The sequence below is a fragment of the Enterobacter cloacae complex sp. Mu1197 genome, assembly GCF_040059225.1.
Lineage (GTDB): Bacteria > Pseudomonadota > Gammaproteobacteria > Enterobacterales > Enterobacteriaceae > Enterobacter > Enterobacter quasiroggenkampii.
Map to the genome: position 1 here is coordinate 3,185,068 of NZ_CP157375.1, position 21,963 is coordinate 3,207,030.

Consider the following 21,963-nt stretch of genomic DNA (forward strand, 5'->3'; position numbering starts at 1 on the left):
TAATTATAAGTATATAATCAATTTTATTTTTAAGCCAGAGCGCCGTAACCTTTAGCCAGACAAAGGAGAAGGTTATGTCAGAAATCACCTTACAACATCATCGTACAGTGTGGCACTTCGTGCCGGGTCTTGCGCTCAGCGCTGCAGTCACCGCCGTCGCGCTATGGGGCGGCAGCATCCCGGCCATCGCAGGCGCAGGTTTCAGCGCGCTGACGCTCGCCATTTTGCTCGGCATGGTCGTGGGTAACACCGTTTACCCGCATATCTGGAAATCCTGCGACGGCGGCGTAATCTTTGCCAAGCAGCATCTGCTGCGTCTTGGGATCATTCTTTATGGCTTCCGTCTTACCTTTTCGCAGATTGCGGATGTGGGTGCGAGCGGGATCGCCATCGACGTTCTGACCCTGACCAGCACCTTTTTACTGGCCTGCTTTATCGGCCAGAAAGTGTTTGGCCTGGACAGGCAAACCAGCTGGCTGATCGGTGCCGGGAGCAGTATCTGTGGCGCAGCGGCGGTGCTGGCTACGGAACCCGTCGTGAAGGCCGAAGCCAGCAAGGTAACGGTGGCAGTAGCGACGGTGGTGATCTTCGGTACGCTGGCGATTTTCCTCTACCCGGCCATGTATCCGCTGGTTGCCCACTGGTTCAGCCCGGAAACCTACGGCATCTATATCGGTTCGACCATGCACGAAGTGGCCCAGGTGGTCGCGGCAGGACACGCCATTAACCCGGACGCCGAAAACGCGGCTGTGATTGCCAAAATGCTCCGCGTGATGATGCTGGCCCCATTCCTGATTTTCCTGGCCGCACGGGTTAAACAACTGGCTCCGGCGGGCGGCAGCGAGAAAAGTAAAATCACCATTCCGTGGTTTGCGATCCTGTTCATCGTGGTCGCTATCTTTAACTCCTTCCATCTGCTGCCGAAAGCGGTGGTGGACATGCTGGTGACGCTGGATACCGTACTGCTGGCGATGGCCATGGCGGCCCTGGGGGTGACCACGCACGTCAGCGCGCTGAAAAAAGCCGGTGCGAAACCGCTGCTGATGGCGCTGGTACTCTTCATCTGGCTGATTGTCGGCGGCGGCGCGATTAACCTCGCGGTCCATAGCCTGATGGCATAAACCACTACGTCCTTCTCCTGTTAACCCGCTATCATAAGCATTTCGGGTTAACAGGAGTCCCTTTATGAAATATGTTGGAGCGCACGTCAGCGCTGCAGGTGGCCTTGCGAATGCCGCCATTCGTGCCGCCGAAATTGAGGCGACCGCTTTCGCCCTGTTCACCAAAAATCAGCGCCAGTGGCGCGCCGCACCGCTCACCGCTGAGGTGATTGATGATTTCAAAGCCGCCTGTGAGAAATACCGCTACGGGCCCGGCCAGATCCTCCCCCACGACAGCTACCTGATCAACCTCGGTCACCCGGTTGAAGAGGCGCTGGAAAAATCCCGCGAGGCGTTTCTTGATGAAGTGCAGCGCTGCGAACAGCTGGGGCTGACGCTGCTGAACTTCCATCCGGGCAGCCATCTGATGCAGATCGACGAAGATGCCTGCCTGGCGCGCATTGCCGAATCCATCAACATCACCCTGGACAAGACCAAAGGCGTCACCGCGGTGATTGAGAATACCGCCGGTCAGGGCAGCAACCTCGGCTTTAAGTTCGAACATCTGGCGGCGATTATCGACGGCGTGGAGGATAAATCCCGTGTGGGCGTGTGCATTGATACCTGCCACGCGTTTGCCGCCGGTTATGACCTGCGCACTACCGAGGCAACGAAAAACACGTTTGATGAGTTCGAGCGCATTGTGGGCTTTAAGTACCTGCGCGGAATGCACTTAAACGATGCGAAAAGCGCCTTTGGTAGCCGCGTTGACCGCCACCACAGCCTGGGCGAAGGCAACATTGGCCACGATGCGTTTCGCTTTATTATGCAGGACGCCCGCTTCGACGGTATTCCGATGGTGCTGGAAACCATTAATCCGGACATCTGGGCAGAAGAGATTGCCTGGCTGAAGGCACAGCAAACCGCTGAACAGGCGGCATAAAAAAAGCCGGGTGCGTAATGCAACCCGGCTTTTTTGTGGTTTATCGCTTACGCTGCTTTTGCCACAACTTCCGCTTCCGGACGTTTCAGCACCGCGTAGGAGAGGCCCGCCACCAGCGTACCGGCAACAATCGCCAGCAGGTAGCCCAGTACCGGGGTGATAGCGCCAGGGATCAGCAGCACGAACAGACCGCCGTGTGGTGCCATCAGCTTCGCACCGACAGCCATAGAGATCGCCCCCGTTACCGCACCGCCTACGATACAGCACGGCAGCACACGCATTGGGTCACGCGCCGCGAACGGAATCGCCCCTTCGGTGATGAAGCACAGACCCAGCACCAGCGCGGCTTTACCGCCTTCCTGCTGCGCTTTATCGAACTTACGACGGGCAATAATCGTCGCCAGACCGAGCGCCAGCGGAGGCACCATACCTGCCGCCATGATCGCCGCCATTGGCGCGTAGGTCTGGGTACTCAGCAGGCCCACACCAAAGGCGTACGCCGCTTTGTTCACCGGACCACCCATGTCGGTACACATCATGCCGCCGAGGATTGCACCCAGCAGAACCGCATTCGCGGTACCCATGGTTTGCAGCCAGTGGGTCAGACCCGCCAGGATGCCCGCAACCGGCTTACCAATCAGGTAAATCATCGCCAGGCCGACCACCAGGCTGGAAATCAGCGGGATGATCAGGATCGGCTTCAGCGCTTCCATACTCTGCGGCAGCTTCAGCTTCGAGCTAATCAGCTTCGCGACGTAACCGGCGAGGAAGCCGGCAATGATACCGCCGATAAAACCGGAACCGGTGCTCACGGCCAGCATACCGCCGATAAGTCCCGGGGTCAGACCCGGGCGATCAGCAATGGAGAATGCAATAAAGCCCGCCAGTACCGGCACCATCAGGGCGAAGGCTGAGCCGCCTCCGATCTGCATCAGCGCAGCCGCCAGCGTACCTTGTTCTTTAAACGCGGTGATACCAAACGCGAACGAGAGCGCGATACACAGACCGCCCGCGACCACCATCGGCAGCATGTAAGACACACCGGTCAGCAGGTGGCGATAGGCGCCTGCGGACTCTTTCTTCCCTTCCGTCGCGGTCTGACGCGCGCCGGTTGCCTGATACGGCTTCGCTTCTACCAGCGCTTTATCAAACTCCTGCGCGGTCTTTTTCAGCGCCAGGCCGGTGGAGGTACGGTACATTGGCTTACCGGCAAATTTCGCCAGGTCCACCTCGATATCCGCCGCCACAATCACCAGATCGGCCTCCGCCACTTCTTCAGGGGTGATCGCGTTGCCGGCACCGACGGAGCCGCGTGTTTCAACTTTTACCCACCAGCCGCGTTTTTTCGCTTCGGTTTCAATGGCTTCAGCCGCCATAAAGGTGTGAGCCACCCCCGTCGGGCAGGCCGTCACCGCCACAATGCGTTTCGGGCCCGTGGCCGCAGCCGGTGCCGTCGCGACAGGCGCGCTGTAGACAGACGCATGACCTTTCGCTTCGCTCAGGAACAGTTCCGGGTGTGCCACCGCGCGATTAATATCGCCCAGCCACACTTTTTTGCCGTTCAGCGCACTGTCAGCCGGGATTTTGTCGCCCAGGACAATGGCCAGTTCTGCATCGCCTGGATTATCGATAATCTCCAGATGTGCTTTTTGTGCCGCCGCGCCCAGCAAGGTCTTCGCCATATAGGCGCGAGCCTGTCCGAGACCGGAGTCAATGATCAGCAGCGTTTTCATTATTCCTCTCCTGCTGTTAGTTAAAAGGTTTTAAGTCAACGCGCGCCATCATCGCGGCTAACTGGGTACGATCGGTAATACCGACATTGCTCTGGCTGACGGCCAGGGCAGCAACGGCAGTGGCAAGACGTAAGGTATGTTCACTGGATTCCCGCATCAGCAGACCATAAATCAGGCCGCCTACCATGGAATCCCCTGCGCCAACGGTACTCACAACTTCCATTGACGGCGGTTTGGCGATCCATTCGCCAGACGCGTTAACCCACAACGCGCCTTCTGCACCAAGCGAGATCACTACGTGAGCGATACCCTGCTCGCGCAGCGCATGGGCAGCGTCAATCACATCTTTTAATTCTGGCAGCTTACGACCCGCCCAGATCTCCAGCTCGCGGCGATTCGGCTTCACCAGCCATGGTGAGGCTTTCAGGCCCGCAACCAGCGCGTCACGGCTGCTGTCAAAAATGATGCATGGGCACTGGCTGCGCAGGCGCGTCATCCAGTCGGTAAAGGCTTCCGGGCTCACGCCGGACGGCAGGCTGCCGCTGACGCAGACCATGTCAAACTGCCCCAGCCAGGTCAGCGAGTCGTTGACAAAGCGTTCCCAGTCTGACGGCGTCACTTCGAAGCCTGAGAAGTTCAGATCGGTTACTTCACCGTCTTTCTCCGTCAGCTTAACGTTGATACGGGTACGGCCCTGAACAACCTGAAAACGGTTGGCAATGCCCAGCTCGCTGAACAACTGCTGGAACCCATCCTGGTTGTCTTTACCGAGGAATCCGCCCACGGTGACATCAATACCGAGATCCTTGAGCACTTTCGCGACGTTAATCCCTTTGCCCGCAGCATGCAGGCCGGTGGTACGCACGAGGTTGACTTCGCCGCGCTCAATTTCCGGGCAAAATCCTACCAGGTCATAAGCCGGGTTCAGCGTAATAGTCGCAACACGTCTGCTCATTATGCGCCCTCCCCCAAACCTGCCGCGATGGCATCGCCAATCGCTTTCAGCGCCTGTTCAGCATCGGCACCCTGCGCGGTGAAACGCAGACGGTGGCCTTTCTTCACGCCCAGCGCGACCACTTTCATCAGACTACGGCCGTTGGCCGGTTTGCCCGTGCCGTCAAGATTCGCCACGGTAATCTCACTCTCGAATTGTTTAATGGTATTCACCAGCATGGTGCCCGGACGGGCATGCAGGCCGTGTTCGTTACGCACCACGAACTCCGCGGTTTGCACGTCATCCGTCAGCGCATCATCACTGGTCAGCAGTGCCAGCACGGTGGGGGCATCAGCGTTCAGCAGCTTTTCAGCTTTGTTATTCAGCAGCAGATCGCCCAGACGCTTCAGCACGGAAACCGGCTGTTCATCAGCCATCGCCACGGTCACCAGCATGGCCGCGCGTTCGCCTTCTACGTCAAATGCCGTGGCCGCACGGCTCACGGCAATCGCACTGCGCAGGTTGCCTTCAGCACTGTCGTTCAGCCAGATGCCCTGACCCAGATTCAACGGCTTATCGTTAATCACGCGCGTCACAAAGGTGGCATCCGCCGCGCCGGCTTCTTTCAGGCGGCCCGCGTTCAGCGCCTGCAGCGTCACCAGATCGGAAGCAACTACATCCAGCGTCAGCGTTTCATTATCCAGTTTCAGCGCTTCACTCTGTTTTTCGCCCATCAGCAAGGCGCGCAGCTCTTCCGCGGTGGTGGCGGATTTAAGCTGTTCAGCCACCGCGTCATCGCTCAGGACATGCGTCAGCTGACGCAGCAGACCTAAGTGTTCGTCGCTGCTGGCCGCGATACCGATGGCCACATAGGCTACCTGACCGTCTCCCCAGAGCACGCCCTGCGGGAACTGGTAAACCTTGACGCCGGTTTTCAACACCTGATCGCGGGTGTCGGTGGTGCCGTGCGGAATGGCGATCCCATTGCCGAGGAAGGTTGAGGTCTGCTGCTCGCGCGCCAGCATGCCGTTGACATAGCCGTCCGCGACGTTACCCGCCTGCACAAGCGCAGCGGCAACCTGGCGAATAGCCTCTTCTTTATCCCCGGCCTGAGCGCCCGGGTGGATATCCTGAACAGATAACTGGAACATGGTTCTCCACTCCTGCTGAACTTGAATCGTTTCAGCTTTAATGAGAAAAAATGCGCTAGCCTGCTCCGTTTGTTAAAACAAGATAGCGCTGAAACGTTTCAAAAAGTCTTGCGCTTTCTGCAATGCCTTGCAAGAAAACTCGTATTTCAGATTGCAGAATTTAGAGATACAGCACATTTCTTCTTCGTTCAGCTGAATTTTGCTGAAGTTCAGCAAGTCAGTTTCAGCTAAGGTCAGCCGATGTGGATGCAAGATGAAATGCCATTTTGATTTTTCGTGGCATCATTGACCGCACCCACTGTTTATTTTTTAGCTGACGGCGTACACTCCGCCCCTCTCTGCTACTCGCTAATTATAAAACATGCATAACATCCCTGCGGCTGCCTCGCCGAAGCCCTTTGATTTGACCTCAGCGGCCTTCCTGATTGTTGCCTTCTTCACGGGCATTGCCGGTGCGTTACAGACGCCGACGCTGAGCTTATTTTTGACCAATGAGGTTCATGTTCGTCCGGCGCTGGTTGGCTTCTTTTTCACCGGAAGCGCCATCATCGGCATCCTGGTCAGTCAGTTCCTGGCGGGGCGATCCGACAGAAAAGGCGATCGTAAAAGCCTGATCGTTTTCTGCTGCCTGCTGGGGGTTTTGGCCTGCGTTCTGTTTGCCTGGAACCGCAACTACTTCATTCTGCTTTTCGTCGGGGTATTCCTGAGCAGCTTTGGTTCGACGGCGAACCCACAGCTGTTCGCGCTTGCCCGCGAACACGCCGACCATACCGGACGTGAAGCGGTGATGTTCAGCTCTGTCCTGCGTGCACAGGTGTCGCTGGCGTGGGTGATTGGCCCGCCGCTGGCTTACGCGCTGGCGATGGGTTTTGGCTTTACGGTGATGTACCTGAGCGCGGCGGTCGCGTTTGTGGCGTGCGGCGCGCTGGTGTGGTTCTTCCTGCCGTCCATGCGCAAAGAGCCCAAAGTGGCAACGGGCGTGCTGGAAGCGCCACGCCGTAACCGCCGCGATGCCCTGCTCCTGTTCGCGATCTGCACGCTGATGTGGGGCACCAATAGCCTCTATATCATCAATATGCCGCTGTTTATTATTAATGAACTGCACCTGTCGGAGAAGCTGGCGGGCATCATGATGGGCACCGCGGCCGGGCTTGAGATCCCGACCATGCTTATCGCAGGCTATTACGCAAAGCGCTTCGGGAAACGTTTTTTAATGCGCATCGCCGCCGTCGCCGGTCTGCTGTTCTATCTCGGCATGCTGACGGTACATACGCCCGGGCTATTGCTGGCGTTACAGCTGCTGAACGCCATCTATATTGGCATTCTCGCCGGGATAGGCATGCTCTATTTCCAGGACCTGATGCCGGGCCAGGCAGGCTCTGCCACCACCCTTTATACTAATACCACCCGCGTGGGCTGGATTATTGCCGGCTCAATGGCCGGTGTTGTGGCCGAAATCTGGAACTATCACACGGTGTTCTGGATTGCGCTGGTGATGTGTACGCTGACGATGGGCTGTCTGGCGAAGATTAAAGACGTTTAAGGTGCGGTGAGCGATTCAAGCTCAAGAAGGTACGTCATCGCCTGCTCGCGCGTGCTGCCACACATTTCGGCCGTGGGCTGAAGCCCGGAGCAGACCTTCGGACGCAGCGGTGAGCCAAAGATCATGCACAGGTTGGTTTCCGAAAGCTGAACGCAGCGGGTATTGGCAGGCTTGCCCTCGGGCATTCCTGGAATGGGGCTTGAAATGGACGGTGCAGTACAGCACGCGCCACAATCGGGACGGCAATCCATAAATGCTCTCTTTCGCTGGCGGATGCTCGTACAGTCGGGCATCGCGCGCACAGTAACACCTTTTGCGTATTGATAGCAAAAGCCACGAATTCCTCTTGCCTGAAAGGCCGCGCGCGAGTAATTTGGCGCGATATTTTTTACCTCCCGTAAACAGGATTACTGCAATGCCAAGAGCGAACGAAATTAAGAAAGGTATGGTACTGAATTACAACGGCAAACTGCTGATTGTGAAAGATATCGATATTCAGGCACCAAGCGCCCGTGGTGCAGCTACGCTGTACAAAATGCGTTTCGCCGATGTGCGTACCGGCCTGAAGGTGGAAGAGCGCTTTAAAGGTGACGATATCGTCGATACCGTGACCCTGACCCGTCGCTATGTTGATTTCTCCTACATCGACGGCAACGAATATGTGTTCATGGACAAAGAAGATTACACCCCGTACATCTTCACCAAAGATCAGATTGAAGAAGAGCTGCTGTTCATCCCGGAAGGCGGTATGCCAGACATGCAGGTTCTGACCTGGGACGGCGTGCTGCTGGCGCTGGAACTGCCTCAGACGGTCGATCTGGAAATCGTTGAAACGGCACCTGGCATCAAAGGCGCATCCGCCAGTGCCCGCAACAAACCGGCGACCCTGACGACCGGCCTGGTTGTGCAGGTACCGGAATACCTCTCTGCTGGCGAGAAGATCCGCATCCATATTGAAGAAAAACGCTATATGGGTCGTGCTGACTGATTGCGGCATTTGTCGGGTGGCGCTACGCTTACCCGACCTACGAAAAAACCGGCCCTGAAGCCGGTTTTTGTGTTTTTGTAGGCTGGGTAAGGCGAAGCCGCCACCCGGCAATTCCGGTTACAGCAGCTCCGGATACTTCGTCATCTTCAGCGCCAGCTCAACGCCGCGCACTTCCGCCATCCCTTTAAGACGGCCAATCGCCGAATAACCCGGGTTAGTTTTCTTACGCAGATCGTCCAGCATCTGATGGCCGTGGTCAGGACGGAACGGAATAGGACGCACATCGCCAGTCTGCTTGCGACGCGCCTCTTCCGCCAGAATGGCGTCTACCACCGCCACCATATTCACATCACCGCCCAGGTGCGCCGCCTCATGGAAGGTTTTTGGATTCTCTTCACGGCAGGTCGCGCGCAGATGCGTGAAGTGGATACGATCGCCGAAGGTTTCAATCATCCGCACCAGGTCGTTATCCGCCCGCACGCCGTAGGAGCCGGTACACATGGTGAAACCGTTATAGATGCTGTCGACCGTCTCTTTCAGCCACTGCATATCTTCAATCGTGGACACGATACGCGGCAGGCCGAGGATTGGACGCGGTGGATCGTCCGGATGTACGGCCAGGCGAACCCCTACTTCTTCCGCAACCGGCACGATAGCGCGCAGGAAATACGCCATGTTTTCACGCAGCTGCTGCTTATCAATATCGCCGTATTCCGCCAGGCGGGCGCGGAACTGATCCAGCGTATACCCTTCTTCAGCCCCCGGCAGGCCCGCAATAATATTACGGGTCAGCTTTTCGATATCTGCGTCGCTGGCGGCGTTAAACCACGCGAGCGCCTGCTGCTGCTCTTCCGCGGTGTAATCCGCGTCGGCGCCAGGGCGTTTCAGAATGTGCAGTTCGAATGCCGCAAAGGCAATCTGATCGAAACGCAGCGCTTTAGAGCCGTCCGGCATCTGATATTCAAGGTCGGTTCGCGTCCAGTCCAGGATAGGCATGAAGTTGTAGCAAACCGTATCAACGCCGCAGGCCGCGAGGTTACAGATGCTCTGCTGGTAGTTAGCAATCCAGGTCTGGTACTCCCCTGAATGGGTTTTGATATCTTCATGAACCGGAATGCTTTCTACCACAGACCAGGTTAATCCCTTCTCCGCCAGCAGCGCCTGACGCGTCTGTATTTCCTCTACCGGCCAGACCTGACCGTTAGGAATATGATGCAGCGCCGTGACGACACCCGTTGCGCCAGCCTGACGCACATCATCAAGAGAAACCGGATCGTTCGGCCCGTACCAACGCCAGGTTTGTTCCATTGCCTCACCCTCTTAAGTTGTTATACCAATATGTGCTACTGCAATGACGACTACCATACATGTTTGCCGTGAAGGGTCAATACACGGCCACACATTGATTGATCAAACTCACATAACGGGGATATTTACGGCTCACCAATTTTATTTGCTGTCATATAACTTTACACTGGCATTGTTAATTAATGGTTAATCAGGTGTGTATCTCATGAAGACAATTGCCTCCACCGCCCTTCCTGCCCGGGTTCAGCAACCTCGCTACGATCGCCAGTCATTACGCTCCCGCATCGTCCACTTTGGCTTTGGCGCGTTTCACCGTGCGCACCAGGCATTGTTAACAAATCGGGTGCTGAATGAAAAAGGCGGCGACTGGGGGATTTGTGAGATTAGCCTTTTCAGCGGCGATGTGCTGATGAGCCAGCTGCGCGCGCAGGATCATCTGTTCACCGTGCTGGAAAAAGGGGCTGAAGGAAATGAGGCCATTATCGTCGGTGCTGTCCATGAATGCCTGAATGCAAAGCTGGACTCCTTGCCCGCCATTATTGAGAAATTTTGCGAGCCTCAGGTTGCGATTGTCTCGCTCACCATCACGGAAAAAGGCTATTGCATCGATCCCGCGACCGGAAAACTCGATCTGAATAACCCCCGGATCGTCCACGACCTTGAAAACCCCTCCGAGCCACATTCGGCCCCTGGCATCCTGGTCGAAGCCCTCCACCGCCGCCGCGAGCGCGGCTTGCCTGCGTTTACCGTGCTGTCCTGCGACAATATCCCTGACAACGGGCACGTGGTGAAAAACGCGGTGCTGGGCATGGCGCAAAAACGTTCCGCAGGGTTATCTGAATGGATTGATAGCCACGTGAGTTTCCCGGGGACGATGGTCGACAGGATTGTGCCCGCCGCGACGGAGGCCTCGCTGGCGGAAATCACCGACGCGCTCGGCGTGGAAGATCCGTGCGCCATCAGCTGCGAGCCGTTCATTCAGTGGGTCGTGGAAGATAATTTTGTCGCCGGGCGTCCCGAGTGGGAAGTGGCGGGTGTCCAGATGGTGCAGGATGTGCTGCCTTGGGAGCAGATGAAATTACGCATGCTCAACGGCAGCCACTCTTTCCTGGCGTATCTGGGGTACCTCGCCGGCTACGCCCATATAAATGAATGCATGGAGGACGCGGCGTTCCGTGAAGCCGCCCGTCGGCTGATGCTGGACGAGCAGGCCCCCACGTTGCGCATCAAGGATGTCGACCTCACGGCATACGCCGATAGCCTGATCGAACGCTTTGCCAACCCGGCCCTCCAGCATCGGACCTGGCAAATCGCGATGGACGGTAGCCAGAAGCTGCCCCAGAGAATGCTGGACGGGATCCGCGTTCATCTTGAGCGAAATACGCCGTGGTCGCTGCTGGCCCTGGGCGTGGCCGGCTGGATACGCTACGTCAGCGGTACCGACGAACGCGGAAACGCGATTGACGTTCGCGATCCCCTCAGCGATAAAATCCGCGCCATCGTCAACGCCAGCAGCGACGCCAGCCGCGTCCACGCGCTGCTGGGGCTGAGTGAGGTCTTCGGGCACGATCTTGCGCATAATCGCGTTTTTGTGGAGGCTGTCAGCCAGGCCTATGAGCGCATTACCCGCCACGGCGCGCGTCAGGCTGTTATCGAAACGTTAAATCTTTAACGATTATTGCGCTTAATGCGAACGGATGAGGCCTCCGTTCGCCCTTCCCCTTCTCACGGGGCCCATTTTTCGCCAGGATAGAGAACAGTGTTATAGCATCACAATTCTCATCCGGAGCGCACGTGACCAAAACCAACCTCATCACCGGTTTTCTCGGCAGCGGTAAAACCACCTCAATTCTCCACCTGCTGGCGAATAAAGATCCGGCCGAGAAGTGGGCCGTGCTGGTCAATGAATTTGGCGAGGTGGGCATTGACGGCGCGTTGCTGTCATCCAGCGGTGCGATGATTAAAGAGATCCCCGGCGGATGCATGTGCTGCGTCAATGGCCTGCCGATGCAGGTCGGGCTCAATACCCTGCTGCGTCAGGGCAAACCTGACCGCCTGCTGATTGAACCCACCGGGCTGGGTCACCCGAAGCAGATCCTCGATTTATTGACCGCCCCGGTTTACGAACCGTGGATCGATCTGCGCGCCACCCTGTGCCTGCTCGATCCGCGCCAGCTTCTGGATGACAAGGCGGTGGCCAACGAGAACTTCCGCGATCAGCTCGCCTCGGCGGACGTTATCGTCGCCAACAAGGAAGATCGCGCCACGCCAGAAAGCCAGGCCGCGCTGGAGGCGTGGTGGCAGCATTTTGGCGGCAATCGCACGCTTGTGCAGGCCACCCAGGGGAATATTGATAGCGCCCTGCTTGACCTGCCTCGTCTGAACCTCACCGAGCTGCCCGCCAGCGCGGAGCATGCGCACAGTCACCCGGTTAAGCAGGGTCTGGCAGCCCTGAGTCTGCCGGAGCACCAGCGCTGGCGTCGTAATCTGAACAGCGGTCAGGGATATCAGGCCTGCGGATGGATTTTTGATGCTGAAACCGTTTTTGACACCATTGGGATCCTGGAGTGGGCCCGCCTTGCGCCCGTCGATCGCGTGAAAGGGATCATGCGCACGCCGGACGGACTGGTGCGGATCAACCGCCAGGGCGACGATTTCTTTATTGAAACGCAAAACGTGGCGCCGCCCGACAGCCGAATAGAGTTAATTAGTGCGGTTAACGCCGACTGGAATGCCCTCCAGTCCAGCCTGTTGAGGATTCGTTTAAGTTCGGGCGGCTAACGTTGCCCCAGTTTTCACTCTATGCAGAACGTTATGACAACTCGATTTCCCCTGATATTACTGCTTAATGTCGCCGGTCTGGCGCTTTTCTTCTCCTGGTATATCCCGGTGAATCATGGTTTCTGGTTCCCACTGGATTCTGCCCTCTTCCACTTCTTCAACCAGGAGCTGGTGAAGAGCAAGGCGTTCCTGTGGCTGGTGGCCATCACCAACAACCGCGCCTTTGACGGCTTCTCGCTGCTGGCGATGGGCTGCCTGATGCTCTCTTTCTGGTTGAAAGAGGATAAAGCAGGACGCCGACGTATTCTTATTATCGGTCTGGTGATGCTGCTGTTTGCTGTCATCATTAACCAGCTGGCCACCGCGATTATTCCGGTTAAGCGTTCCAGCCCAACGCTCTTTTTCACCGATATTTATCGCGTCAGTGAGCTGCTGCATATTCCAACAAAAGATGCGTCGAAGGACAGTTTCCCTGGCGATCACGGCATGATGCTGCTTATTTTTTCCGCAATTATGCTTCGCTATTTCGGCAGAAAAGCGTTTGCCATAGCCCTGATTATTTTTGTGGTTTTTGCCTTCCCGCGCGTAATGATTGGCGCTCACTGGTTCACCGATATTGCCGTCGGTTCGCTCTCCGTTGCGCTGATTGCGCTGCCGTGGTGTTTGATGACCCCACTGAGCGACAGGATAATAGCGCTGTTCGATCGCTACCTTCCCGGTAAAGCGCAACAATAATTGAACAAATAACTAACCTAAATTAACGTGAGCTATCAGGGATCGACATGATCCCCGATAGCCTTCCCGCCACGATCTTTTCCCCGTGTCATATTCTTGTCATCACATTCATGATAAAAATGAAGCAATTGCGCGATAAAGCCTCGGATCTGACCGCATTTTAAGCAATTACGGATTTTTACTTTCTGTATCACATTTTCTTATAAAAAAAAGGCTTTTTTTACTCGCAATACCCCTGGCAATCGGTTAATCTCGAACTCGTTTTGCCCCATAGGGATAATTATTTCGATGGTGAATAATTTTGTGCGCTACGCCACAAATGTGACCAGAAAGAATTGTCTCAATGTGAACAGATAATTAGTCTCGTCACGTTTGGCATTTTTATAACGATATTTGTCGTTAAGGACTTCAAGGGATAATAAACAAAATGGTCAAATCTCAACCGTTTCTGAGATATATCTTACGGGGGATCCCGGCGATAGCAGTCGCGGTACTGTTATCTGCATGTAGTACATCGAACACCGCAAAGAATATGCATCCTGAGACGCGTGTTGTGGGAATGGAAGATTCCTCTTCACTGCAAGCCTCTCAGGATGAATTTGAAAATATGGTACGTAATCTGGACGTGAAGTCCCGCATTATGGACCAGTATGCTGACTGGAAAGGCGTGCGTTATCGTCTTGGCGGCAGCACGAAAACAGGTATTGATTGTTCCGGTTTTGTACAGCGTACGTTCCGCGAGCAATTTGGGTTAGATCTTCCGCGTTCGACCTATGAACAGCAGGAGATGGGCAAGTCGATTTCACGTACCAAACTGCGCACCGGTGATTTAGTTCTGTTCCGTGCCGGTTCGACAGGTCGACATGTTGGCATCTACATTGGTAATGACCAGTTTGTACATGCCTCCACCAGCAGCGGTGTGACCATTTCCAGCATGAACGAACCGTACTGGAAGAAGCGTTATAACGAAGCGCGCCGCGTACTGACCCGCAGTTAATATCGCTATTGTATCGTTGGTTATCCCTTGGCTGGCGATATGATGAAAAAAAGCACTGCTTCGGCAGTGTTTTTTTTTGCCCGTTACACTGAATACATCCGGCGGCTTTTCAGGAATCACGACGTCTATGCTTACCCGCTACTTCTCCAGTAATCGCAAGATACTGATCCTCAGTATTATCACTGGTCTCATTACCGCCCTGCTCCTGGGCTCCCTGCAATTTTCCTGGAGTTACCACAAGCGAGAAGTCAAATTCGACACCCTGGTGAATGATGTGAGCGCCTACATGGGGAGCTATTTCGACGATTTAAAAAAAGCGGTCAATGTTCTCCAGCCCCTCACGCTAAATACCTGCCACGACGTCAATCAGGAACTCACCTCACGCGCGGCCTTCAGCATTAATGTTCGCGCCTTCCTGCTGGTCAGGGACAAGATGGCGTTCTGCTCTTCCGCGACAGGCCCGATGAATGTCCCGATGAAGACGCTGATACCTGAGCTGAACATCGATAAACAGATCGATATGGCCCTGCTTCCGGGTACCCCCATGCTGCCTGATGAGCCAGCGATTGCAATCTGGTACCGCAACCCATTAGTAAAAGATGGCGGCGTGTTCACCTCAGTGAATATTAATCTGACGCCTTACCTGCTCTACACGGAGCGCCAGGACGAGTTCGCGGGTATCGCCATCATCATCGGCGATAACGCGTTGTCGACGCGGTCCAGCACCCTGGTTCATGCACACGAACTGCATGACATCCCGGTCCGCACGGCGACACTGAAAGACGTCCCCCTGACCATCAACCTGTATGCGGACGCATGGACAGGCGATGAAATCCTCTATGCGCTGTTTTTCGGGCTGGTATGCGGTATTTGTGCCGGATCGCTTAACTACTACATACTCAGCATTCGGCTCAACCCGGGTAAAGAAATTTTAAGCGCCATCAAGCGCGGTCAGTTTTATGTGGTCTATCAACCCGTCGTCGATGCCAAATCGCTCAGGATGACCGGGCTTGAGGTCCTGATGCGCTGGAAACACCCGACAATGGGGGAAATTCCGCCGGACGCGTTTATTAATTTTGCCGAAGCGCAGAAGCTGATTGTCCCGCTGACGCTGCATCTCTTTGATCTTATCATTCACGACGCTCCTGTATTACAAACGCTGTTACCGCCGGGCGCAAAGGTGGGTATCAACATTGCGCCGGGTCATCTGCATGCGGAAAGCTTCAAGGACGATATGCGCACCTTCAAAGCGTTACTGCCGCCGGATTATTTCCAGATCGTGCTGGAAATTACCGAGCGCGATATGCTTAACCATCGGGAAGCCAACAGTCTCTTCGAATGGCTGCATAACGAAGGGTTTGAGATCGCCATTGATGATTTTGGAACCGGCCACAGCGCGCTGATTTATCTTGAGCATTTCACCATGGATTACCTCAAAATAGACCGTGGTTTTGTTAATGCGATCGGTACTGAGACCGTGACGTCGCCAGTGCTGGATGCCGTTCTGACGCTGGCAAGACGACTGAATATGTCGACCGTCGCCGAAGGGGTAGAGACGCCGGAACAGGCGGCCTGGCTACGCGAACACGGCGTTAACTTCCTGCAGGGATACTGGATTAGTCGTCCCATGCCGCTGGCGCAGTTCCGCGAATGGCGTCCTGATATTTCGCCCGAGGGCGATTAATTTCACATTGTCCGCGACGTCACTTATTATTCAGCTTAACCGAGCCGGTCTGTAAAAGAGGGAGCTGCCGCGAGATGCTTATGCGCTTTATGTTGCTGATGTTGGCATTCACGAGCCTGTCCAGCCAGGCGCAAGCCATCAAAGAAAATATCGCCTTCGCGGTCATTGGCGAGCCGAAATACGCGGTCAATTTTACGCACTTTGATTACGTCAACCCTGCCGCGCCGAAGGGCGGTAAGGTCACGCTTTCCGCCACGGGAACCTTCGACAACTTCAACCGCTACGCCCTGCGCGGCGTGGCGGCCGCGCGGACGGAATCCCTTTACGATACGCTCTTTGTCACCTCCGATGACGAGCCCGGTAGCTATTATCCGCTGATTGCCGAGAACGTGCGCTACGCCGATAACTTCGCCTGGGCGGAAATCTCGCTGAACCCGCGAGCACGTTTTCACGACGGCACACCGGTTAAGGCCAGCGACGTCGCCTTCACCTTCCATAAATTCATGACCGAAGGCGTGCCCCAGTTCCGCATCGTGTATAAAGGCGCATCGGTCAGAGCCATTGCGCCGCTCACCGTGCGCATCGAACTGAGTGAACCCAACAAAGAGAACATGCTGAGCCTGTTCTCGCTGCCGGTGATGCCGGAATCGTTCTGGAAAGATCATAAGCTGAGCGACCCGCTCTCCACGCCACCACTGGCTGGCGGCCCCTACCGCATCACCGACTGGCGCATGGGGCAATATGTCGTCTATTCCCGCGTCAAAGACTACTGGGCGGCCAATCTGCCGGTAAACCGCGGACGCTGGAACTTCGACACCCTTCGCTATGATTACTACCTCGACGATAACGTGGCGTTTGAAGCGTTCAAAGCCGGGGCCTTCGATTTGCGCGTCGAGAGCAGCGCCAAAAACTGGGCGACCCGCTATATCGGCAAAAATTTTGCTAAAGGCTATATCGTCAAAGACGAGCACAAAAATGCGTCTGCGCAAGACACGCGCTGGCTGGCGTTTAATATTCAACGTCCGGTATTTAGCGATCGCCGGGTCCGGGAAGCCATCTCCCTGGCCTTTGATTTTGAGTGGATGAACAAAGCGCTTTTTTACGGTGCCTACAGCCGCGCCAACAGCTATTTTCAGAATACCGAATACGCCGCGCGCGATTATCCGAAAGCCGACGAGCTGGTCCTGCTGGCGCCGCTGAAAGCGGAACTGCCACCACAGGTTTTCACCACCGTGTTTCAGCCGCCCGCATCGAAGGGTGATGGTTACGACCGCGACAACCTGCTGAAGGCCAGCAAGCTGCTGGATGAGGCGGGCTGGCACCTGAAGAATCAAAAACGTGTTGATGCCAAAACGGGCAAGCCGCTCAGCTTTGAGCTGCTTCTCTCGTCCGGGGGCAACGATCAGTGGGTGCTGCCGTTTAAGCACAATCTTGAGCGGCTGGGCGTGACCATGAACATTCGCCAGGTGGATAACGCGCAGATCACCAGCCGCATGCGCAGCCGTGATTACGACATGATGCAGCGCCTGTGGCCCGCGCAGCCATGGCCCAGCTCGGACCTGCAAATCTCGTGGGCCTCCAGCTACATCGACTCCTCGTACAACGCGCCGGGGGTTAAAAGCCCGGCGATTGATGCGCTGATTGCGAAAATCGTGGCGGCGCAAGGGGATAAAGACAAGCTTCTGCCGCTCGGGCGCGCCCTCGACAGGGTCTTAACCTGGAACTACTACATGCTGCCAATGTGGTATATGGGCGAAGATCGCCTTGCGCGCTGGGATAAGTTCTCCGTGCCTGCCGTGCGCCCTGTCTACTCCCTGGGCTTTGATACCTGGTGGTATGACGTTAACAAAGCCGCCAGACTTCCCGCTGAGCGGCGATAAGGAATTATCATGGGTGCCTATCTTCTCCGCCGTCTGCTGCTGGTCATCCCTACCCTGTGGGCCATCATCACGATTAACTTTTTTATCGTGCAAATCGCCCCCGGTGGGCCGGTCGATCAGGCCATTGCCGCCATTGAATTTGGCAACAGCGGCGGCATGCCCGGCGGCGGCGGTGAAGGGATGGGCGCCAGCCATGCGCGAACCGGCGTAGGGAATATCAGTGAAAGCCACTACCGCGGGGGACGCGGTCTGGATCCGGAAGTGATCGCCGAGATCACCCACCGCTACGGCTTTGACAAACCGATTCACGAGCGCTATTTCAAAATGCTCTGGGATTACATCCGCTTTGATTTTGGCGATAGCCTGTTTCGCAGTGCGTCAGTGCTGACGCTGATCAAGCAAAGCCTGCCGGTTTCGATCACGCTGGGGCTGTGGGGTACGCTTATCATCTATCTGGTCTCTATTCCGCTCGGGATCCGCAAAGCGGTGTACAACGGCAGCCGGTTTGATATCTGGAGCAGCACGTTCATTATTATCGGCTATGCCATCCCGGCGTTTCTGTTTGCTGTCCTGCTGATCGTCTTTTTTGCCGGGGGAAGTTATTTCGACCTCTTCCCGCTGCGAGGGCTCGTCTCCGCCGATTTCAGTTCCCTGCCCTGGTACCAGAAAATTACCGACTATCTCTGGCATATTACGCTGCCGGTTCTGGCAACGGTCATTGGCGGGTTTGCGGCCCTGACCATGTTGACCAAAAACGCCTTTCTCGATGAAATTCGTAAACAGTACGTCGTCACGGCCCGCGCCAAAGGCGTGAGCGAGAAGCAGATCATGTGGAAACACGTGTTCCGCAACGCCATGCTGCTGGTGATCGCCGGGTTTCCGGCCACGTTCATCAGTATGTTTTTTACCGGCTCGCTGCTGATAGAGGTGATGTTCTCGCTCAACGGCCTGGGGCTGCTGGGCTATGAGGCCACCGTGTCGCGCGATTATCCGGTAATGTTTGGCACACTCTATATATTTACCCTGATTGGCCTGCTGCTGAATATTATCAGCGATATCAGCTATACGCTGGTCGATCCCCGAATCGATTTTGAGGGCCGATGATGCCGCGTTTAAGCCCCGTCAACCAGGCCCGCTGGGCCCGCTTTCGCCACAACCGCCGCGGCTACTGGTCGCTGTGGATTTTTGCCGTGCTGTTTGTCTTAAGCCTGTTTTCAGAACTGATCGCCAACGACAAACCGCTGCTGGTGCATTTTAACGATCGCTGGTACGTGCCGGTCATCGCCAATTACAGCGAAAGCGACTTTGGCGGCCCGTTTGCGACGCCGGCGGAGTATCAGGATCCGTGGCTTCGCCAGCAGATTGAGCAGCACGGCTGGGCGCTCTGGGCGCCGGTACGTTTTGGCGCAAACAGCATTAACTTCGCCACCACGACCCCCTTCCCTTCCCCGCCCTCCGCGCAAAACTGGCTGGGAACGGATGCTAACGGCGGCGACGTGCTGGCACGCATCCTGTACGGCACGCGAATCTCGCTTCTCTTTGGACTGATGCTGACGCTCTTCTCCAGCGTGATGGGCGTCGTGGCGGGTGCCGTTCAGGGTTACTACGGCGGGAAGATTGACCTGTGGTGTCAGCGGATTATTGAAGTCTGGTCAGGCATGCCGACGCTGTTTCTGATCATCCTGCTTTCCAGCGTCGTACAGCCCAACTTCTGGTGGCTATTAGGCATCACCGTCCTGTTCGGCTGGATGGCGCTGGTCGGTGTGGTAAGGGCCGAGTTTCTGCGCACCCGTAATTTCGACTATATTCGCGCCGCGCAGGCGCTTGGCGTGAGCGATCGCGGGATCATTTTCCGCCATATGTTGCCCAACGCCGTGGTGGCAACGCTCACCTTCCTGCCGTTTATTCTGTGTAGCTCCATCACCACCCTCACCTCACTGGATTTTCTCGGTTTCGGGTTACCGTTGGGTTCCCCATCGCTTGGCGAACTGCTGCTGCAGGGCAAGAACAACCTGCAGGCGCCGTGGTTAGGCATCGCCGCCTTTCTTTCCGTGGCCGTGCTGCTGTCGCTGCTGATTTTTATTGGCGAAGCCGTGCGCGATGCCTTTGATCCGAACAAGGCGGTATAAGATGACCCAGCCCCTGCTCAGTATTGATAACCTGTCGATTGCCTTTTCAAAACAGGACGAGACGCGCACCGTGGTCAGCGACCTGACGCTGCAGATCCAGCGCGGTGAAACGCTGGCCCTGGTGGGTGAATCGGGTTCAGGCAAGAGCGTTTCGGCGCTCTCCATCCTGCGGCTGCTGCCCTCTCCGCCGGTGAGCTACCCGCAAGGGGATATTCTCTTTCACGGCCGTTCGCTGCTGCAGGCCGACGAACAGACCCTGCGCGGCATTCGCGGCAACAAAATCGCGATGATCTTCCAGGAGCCGATGGTGTCGCTTAACCCGCTGCACAGCCTGGAAAAACAGCTCTATGAAGTGCTCTCCCTGCACCGAGGGATGCGCAAAGAGGCCGCGCGGGGAGAAATTCTGGATTGTCTTGAACGCACAGGCATACGCAATGCGCCCAAACGACTGAATGATTTTCCGCATCAGCTCTCCGGCGGCGAACGCCAGCGCGTGATGATCGCCATGGCCCTGCTCACACGCCCCGAACTGCTGATAGCCGACGAGCCCACAACGGCGCTGGACGTGACGGTACAGGCGCAAATACTGACGCTGCTGCGGGAACTGCGTGACGAGCTGAACATGAGCCTGCTGTTTATCACGCACAACCTGAGCATTGTCAGAAAGCTGGCCGACAGCGTCGCGGTGATGCAGAACGGGCGCTGTGTTGAACAGAATACGGCGTCAACGCTGCTGAGCGCACCGCAGCACCCCTATACGCAGCGGTTGCTCGACAGCGAACCCTCCGGCGACCCGGTTCCTCTCGATGCGGACAGCACGCCGCTGCTGCGCGTTGAGGATCTGTCCGTCTCGTTCCCGATCCGCAAAGGTATTCTGCGCCGCATTGTCGATCGCAACCCGGTGCTGAAAAACCTCCGCTTCTCGCTGCGCCCGGGGGAATCCCTGGGGCTGGTGGGCGAATCCGGCTCGGGTAAAAGCACCACCGGTCTGGCGCTGCTGCGCTTAATTGCCTCCCAGGGCGAGATCCTGTTTGACGATATGCCGCTGCACCGCTGGAACCGCCGCCAGATGCTGCCCGTGCGTCCCCGCATGCAGGTGGTGTTTCAGGATCCCAACTCCTCACTTAACCCACGGCTCAGCGTGTTACAGATTATCGAAGAGGGTCTGCGCGTCCATCAGCCCGGCCTGAGCGCGCAGCAACGCGAGCAGGAGGTCATGCGGGTCATGACCGAAGTGGGTCTAGATCCCGAGACGCGCCACCGCTACCCTGCGGAATTTTCCGGTGGGCAGCGCCAGCGTATCGCCATTGCCCGCGCGCTGATCCTGAAACCGGAGCTGATTATTCTGGATGAACCCACGTCGTCGCTGGACAGGACCGTTCAGGCGCAGATCCTGGCGCTGCTGAAAGGGCTACAGGAAAAGCACCGGCTGGCCTATATCTTTATCAGCCATGATTTACAGGTGGTGCGGGCGCTATGCCATCAGGTGATTGTGTTGCGTCAGGGAGAGGTGGTCGAGCAGGGTGATTGCCAGCGCGTATTTAGCGCGCCAACGCAGCGCTACACGCGCCAGCTGTTGTCGTCAGACTAGCGCTCAGAACGGGTACTGGCCGGAGAAAGGCTCGGCAATGGCAACGCCAAAATTTTTCAGACGGCAGGTGGCAGCAAACTCGTCCTGGCTTTTCACAAACAGGCACGGCTCACCTTCGCACTCCAGCACGGAGCTGTCCACTTCGATATCCGTCAGGGCCTGACTGAGACGCTCCATCACCCGCCAGGCATTTTCGTCACTCGGGCTTAACAGCTTGAGCGCCACCAGGCAGTTTTCACAGCCCGCGACGTTTTGCGGAATCGGTTCAACTTTCGAACCAGCAAAACCCGCCGACCAGCGATAGCTCTGGGGCAAGCGATGGACAATAGAAAGTTGTAATGTATTCACGTTCGTTCCCCGGAAGCAAAATTTACTTCACAATTTATTTACATTTATAGTAACACATCATCGTCAGCCTGCACTATTCAGCACTTTTTTATCGGTATTCAGGCTCGCGTCGGCGCTA

Annotated in this window: 19 protein-coding genes; 13 read left to right on the forward strand and 6 right to left on the reverse strand. The window is 56.3% G+C overall.

Annotated elements, in window-relative coordinates:
• Positions 1–74 precede the first annotated feature (74 nt).
• Together ABFV38_RS14965 and nfo are read left to right on the forward strand one after the other, a co-directional pair.
• Positions 75–1,121 carry a YeiH family protein gene (locus tag ABFV38_RS14965; RefSeq protein ID WP_023294037.1) on the forward strand — a complete coding sequence of 349 codons (1,047 nt, stop codon included), beginning with the start codon at positions 75–77 and terminating at the stop codon, positions 1,119–1,121.
• A 64-nt stretch (positions 1,122–1,185) separates the two neighbouring features.
• Positions 1,186–2,043, forward strand: a complete 858-nt coding sequence (gene nfo, locus ABFV38_RS14970; protein ID WP_023294038.1) for a deoxyribonuclease IV — start codon at positions 1,186–1,188, stop codon at positions 2,041–2,043.
• 47 nt (positions 2,044–2,090) lie between these two features.
• Here nfo and fruA read toward each other — a convergent pair whose 3' ends face one another.
• From fruA to fruB, 3 genes are read right to left on the reverse strand one after another with little or no spacing between them, the layout of a single operon-like run.
• The gene (gene fruA, locus ABFV38_RS14975; RefSeq protein WP_069720465.1) at positions 2,091–3,776 is read right to left on the reverse strand and encodes a PTS fructose transporter subunit IIBC; all 1,686 of its coding nucleotides are present in this window, start codon (positions 3,774–3,776) and stop codon (positions 2,091–2,093) included.
• Between the two features lie 16 nt (positions 3,777–3,792).
• Positions 3,793–4,731, reverse strand: a complete 939-nt coding sequence (gene fruK, locus ABFV38_RS14980; protein WP_008500936.1) for a 1-phosphofructokinase — start codon at positions 4,729–4,731, stop codon at positions 3,793–3,795.
• Positions 4,731–5,861 (reverse strand): fused PTS fructose transporter subunit IIA/HPr protein, encoded by a 1,131-nt coding sequence (gene fruB, locus ABFV38_RS14985; RefSeq protein WP_348957500.1) that lies wholly within the window; start codon positions 5,859–5,861, stop codon positions 4,731–4,733. The genes fruK and fruB overlap by 1 nt, the downstream gene beginning before the upstream one ends.
• Positions 5,862–6,222: 361 nt before the next feature.
• On the opposite strand from fruB, the gene setB reads away from it, so the two are divergent.
• Complete coding sequence (gene setB / locus ABFV38_RS14990) at positions 6,223–7,404, forward strand: sugar efflux transporter SetB (protein ID WP_063622108.1); 1,182 nt, start codon at positions 6,223–6,225, stop codon at positions 7,402–7,404.
• Here the strand turns inward: setB and ABFV38_RS14995 are convergent.
• Positions 7,401–7,655, reverse strand: a complete 255-nt coding sequence (locus ABFV38_RS14995; protein ID WP_045908692.1) for a YkgJ family cysteine cluster protein — start codon at positions 7,653–7,655, stop codon at positions 7,401–7,403. The two genes, setB and ABFV38_RS14995, sit on opposite strands and share 4 nt — an antisense overlap.
• 164 nt (positions 7,656–7,819) lie before the next feature.
• On the opposite strand from ABFV38_RS14995, the gene yeiP reads away from it, so the two are divergent.
• Entirely contained in the window at positions 7,820–8,392 is a 573-nt protein-coding gene (yeiP, locus tag ABFV38_RS15000; protein ID WP_008500940.1) for an elongation factor P-like protein YeiP, read from the forward strand.
• A gap of 117 nt (positions 8,393–8,509) precedes the next feature.
• Here the strand turns inward: yeiP and uxuA are convergent, their stop codons facing one another.
• The gene (gene uxuA, locus ABFV38_RS15005; protein WP_348957501.1) at positions 8,510–9,700 is read right to left on the reverse strand and encodes a mannonate dehydratase; all 1,191 of its coding nucleotides are present in this window, start codon (positions 9,698–9,700) and stop codon (positions 8,510–8,512) included.
• A gap of 205 nt (positions 9,701–9,905) precedes the next feature.
• Here uxuA and ABFV38_RS15010 point away from each other — a divergent pair, with 205 nt between their 5' ends.
• The 9 genes from ABFV38_RS15010 (at position 9,906) to yejF (ending at position 21,497) form a co-directional block, all read left to right on the forward strand.
• Positions 9,906–11,372 (forward strand): fructuronate reductase, encoded by a 1,467-nt coding sequence (locus ABFV38_RS15010; protein ID WP_348957502.1) that lies wholly within the window; start codon positions 9,906–9,908, stop codon positions 11,370–11,372.
• A gap of 122 nt (positions 11,373–11,494) precedes the next feature.
• Positions 11,495–12,481, forward strand: a complete 987-nt coding sequence (locus ABFV38_RS15015) for a GTP-binding protein (protein WP_334755145.1) — start codon at positions 11,495–11,497, stop codon at positions 12,479–12,481.
• Positions 12,482–12,514: 33 nt separating this feature from the next.
• A complete protein-coding gene (locus ABFV38_RS15020) occupies positions 12,515–13,216 on the forward strand; it encodes a phosphatase PAP2 family protein (protein WP_165473151.1) in 702 nt (233 codons plus the stop codon).
• Between the two features lie 427 nt (positions 13,217–13,643).
• Positions 13,644–14,213 carry a bifunctional murein DD-endopeptidase/murein LD-carboxypeptidase gene (gene mepS, locus ABFV38_RS15025; RefSeq protein WP_008500946.1) on the forward strand — a complete coding sequence of 190 codons (570 nt, stop codon included), beginning with the start codon at positions 13,644–13,646 and terminating at the stop codon, positions 14,211–14,213.
• A gap of 127 nt (positions 14,214–14,340) precedes the next feature.
• Positions 14,341–15,897, forward strand: a complete 1,557-nt coding sequence (locus tag ABFV38_RS15030) for a cyclic di-GMP phosphodiesterase (protein ID WP_045334347.1) — start codon at positions 14,341–14,343, stop codon at positions 15,895–15,897.
• A gap of 74 nt (positions 15,898–15,971) precedes the next feature.
• The gene (locus ABFV38_RS15035) at positions 15,972–17,777 is read left to right on the forward strand and encodes an extracellular solute-binding protein (protein ID WP_045334345.1); all 1,806 of its coding nucleotides are present in this window, start codon (positions 15,972–15,974) and stop codon (positions 17,775–17,777) included.
• Positions 17,778–17,786: 9 nt separating this feature from the next.
• On the forward strand, positions 17,787–18,881 hold the full coding sequence (locus ABFV38_RS15040; RefSeq protein WP_008500949.1) for a microcin C ABC transporter permease YejB: 1,095 nt from the start codon (positions 17,787–17,789) through the stop codon (positions 18,879–18,881).
• Positions 18,881–19,906, forward strand: coding sequence for an ABC transporter permease (locus ABFV38_RS15045; RefSeq protein ID WP_039266764.1), 1,026 nt, complete (start codon positions 18,881–18,883; stop codon positions 19,904–19,906). The genes ABFV38_RS15040 and ABFV38_RS15045 overlap by 1 nt, the downstream gene beginning before the upstream one ends.
• Position 19,907: 1 nt before the next feature.
• The gene (yejF, locus tag ABFV38_RS15050; RefSeq protein WP_235401893.1) at positions 19,908–21,497 is read left to right on the forward strand and encodes a microcin C ABC transporter ATP-binding protein YejF; all 1,590 of its coding nucleotides are present in this window, start codon (positions 19,908–19,910) and stop codon (positions 21,495–21,497) included.
• 3 nt (positions 21,498–21,500) lie between these two features.
• Here yejF and ABFV38_RS15055 read toward each other — a convergent pair whose 3' ends face one another.
• Positions 21,501–21,845, reverse strand: coding sequence for a YejG family protein (locus tag ABFV38_RS15055; RefSeq protein ID WP_008500952.1), 345 nt, complete (start codon positions 21,843–21,845; stop codon positions 21,501–21,503).
• Between the last annotated feature and the right edge of the window lie 118 nt (positions 21,846–21,963).